Source organism: Paenibacillus sp. E194, from assembly GCF_000935845.1.
GTDB classification, from domain to species: domain Bacteria; phylum Bacillota; class Bacilli; order Paenibacillales; family Paenibacillaceae; genus Paenibacillus_B; species Paenibacillus_B alvei_B.
Genome location: NZ_JMDX01000440.1, coordinates 1 through 2,344 on the forward strand (window position 1 = coordinate 1; position 2,344 = coordinate 2,344).

At 44.9% G+C, this 2,344-nt stretch carries 3 protein-coding genes; all 3 read left to right on the forward strand.

The genetic code is table 11. The annotated features are described in order from the left end of the window. A partial coding sequence (locus tag AZ66_RS28675; protein ID WP_044358046.1) for a sensor histidine kinase occupies positions 1–607 on the forward strand: 607 nt, incomplete at its 5' end. An 82-nt stretch (positions 608–689) separates the two neighbouring features. Then, entirely contained in the window at positions 690–1,244 is a 555-nt protein-coding gene (locus AZ66_RS28680; RefSeq protein WP_021259861.1) for a hypothetical protein, read from the forward strand. Positions 1,245–1,268: 24 nt separating this feature from the next. Beyond that, complete coding sequence (locus AZ66_RS28685) at positions 1,269–2,234, forward strand: LCP family protein (RefSeq protein WP_044358048.1); 966 nt, start codon at positions 1,269–1,271, stop codon at positions 2,232–2,234. The last annotated feature ends 110 nt before the right edge of the window (positions 2,235–2,344 follow it).

A 2,344-nucleotide genomic window follows, 5' to 3' on the forward strand; every position in this document is an offset into this window, starting at 1 on the left:
GAAAGCAGGTGGAACACGTGAAGATGAGTTAGTAACGGGAGGACTGGATATTATTGAATCCGAGACCGATCGCCTATCCCAATTGGTAGACGAACTATTGGATTTCTCTAAGCTGGATGCCGGCAGGCTGGAATTAGCATTCAGCCTAGTCGATGTACCACGTCTAGTCCAACAGATCGGTATATTGCTCTCACCGAGAGCTGCCCGCTTGGGAATTAAGCTTCATATTCATTCGGATCCTATGCTCCCTATGATCTCTGCTGACGAGAACCGTCTGAGACAAGTACTCATAAACCTATTAGATAACGCGTTTAAATTTACGAACGAACAGGGAGAGATTGTTTTGAATGCGCGTGCCTCTGAACATGAAGTCGTGATTTGTGTCAGAGACACAGGCTCCGGTATTCAAGAGCATGAGCTGGGCATGGTCATGAAGAAATTTTACAAAGGGAAGAATAGTCCGACGGGTAGTGGTCTGGGATTGTCTATTAGTGAAGAGATTATTCGTCTACATCAAGGCAGAATGGAGATGGATAGTGAGCAGGGCATTGGTACTGAAGTTCGAATCTATCTTCCTATTCATCACGAGAATGGCAGAGAAATTTAACGATTTCATAACCCTTTCATAGAATTGAAAATATACACTAGTACATGGAATACGGACAGGCAAGGAAAGTGGGCGTGAGCAAATGAAAAAACAAATTGTGCGGCAGGTATTGATTTGGGGTGTTCTTATCTGGACAGTTGGCTGTGGTGTTCCGGCAGCGCCAATCGACCTCATTCAGTCACCGATACCCGCCAGTCATATCCATGAAGCTGCTGTTCGTCGAGCATTACCGGACGGATCCCGATTATTAATCCCGAAGCATGGTGGAGGAAATACAGGAATATCGTACGGCGACTTTGATGGGGATGGCAACGAAGAAGCAATCATCGTATACGAAGAGAATGTGCGTAATGAGAAAATGCGTAAAGCAGCTTTACTCAGATATGAGAATAAGCAGTGGAACATTGTCTGGAATACGAAGGGCTATGGATACGGGCTGGATTATGCAGGTATGGCTGATGTCAACAAGGACGGATTGCCCGAGATCATATTGGGTTGGACAATGGGTGGCGGTGAAAATGGACTAGATGTGTATACCTGGAGAGATACAGATGTAAAGCTATGGGACAAAAAAACATACAGCGGGCAAATTGATATCCATGAAGAGGATCATTCTGGGAAATCACAAGAGAAGTAGGGAAAGAAAGAGAAAGGAGTATCTATGAAAATCAAGAAAAAGTGGATCATAATTTCGCTGTCATTCGTGCTCGTTATAACAGTGGGATATGTACTGCGCAAGGAACTGGCCCTCCTGACTTTTGACATGTTCCTCTCGAATCAGGTAGAGAAGAAGCTGGAGGAGACATATAAGCCGATAACGGTCAAAGACCCATTAGTGCATGACGAGCCATTTTCGGTTCTGCTTCTCGGCATCGATCAGCGGGATAAGGAAGTAGGACGATCCGATTCCATGATCTACTCCATCGTGAGGCGCAAGGAGAACCGGATCCTGCTATTATCCGTTCCACGCGATAGCTACACCGAGATTATAGGTAAGAACAAGCATGACAAAATCGCCCACGCTTATGCATTTGGCGGGGCGAAGATGAGCATCGACAGTGTTGAGCAACTGCTTGAGCATCCCGTTACCCATTATGCAGCGATCAATTTCACCGGATTCAAGAACGTCGTGGATGCGTTAGGTGGAATTAAGTTACCGATAACAGAAGATATCGTGAATAAAAACTGGAATCATGACAAATTCAGAATTGAAGCGAACAAGCCAATCTATAACGGACTTGAGGCTCTCAACTTTGTACGCTACCGTGAGGATTCCGATATGAATCGCATGATGCGCAATCGGATCTTTTTGCAGGCGGTTGCAGAAAGGGCGGTACAGCTTGATAAATTTAGCCATATTCCAGAAATACTCGATATCGCTGGCGATCACTTCTCAACAGATATTGCCCCAACTGATCTGATTGACTTAGCAAAGTCTATTTTCATGAAGGATAGCATTCCACAATTCAGTACCTATGCATTAGATGGGGAAGGTATGATGATGCATGATATATGGTATTACAAGCTGTACGAGGAGGATCTTGCATATGCGCGTAAGCTTATTACGAACTGGCTTGATCCTGCCATAACAGCTGAACAATTGATGGAGCCAAAATCTAAGCATTAGTTTGTATTCTCCCCCGTGCAAGAACGGAGGCATATGAGATGGAACCTACAATCACAAGAGGCCGACCTGATTTTCTCTTACTCCTTTCGGTCGTGCTGCTCGCATGTTTT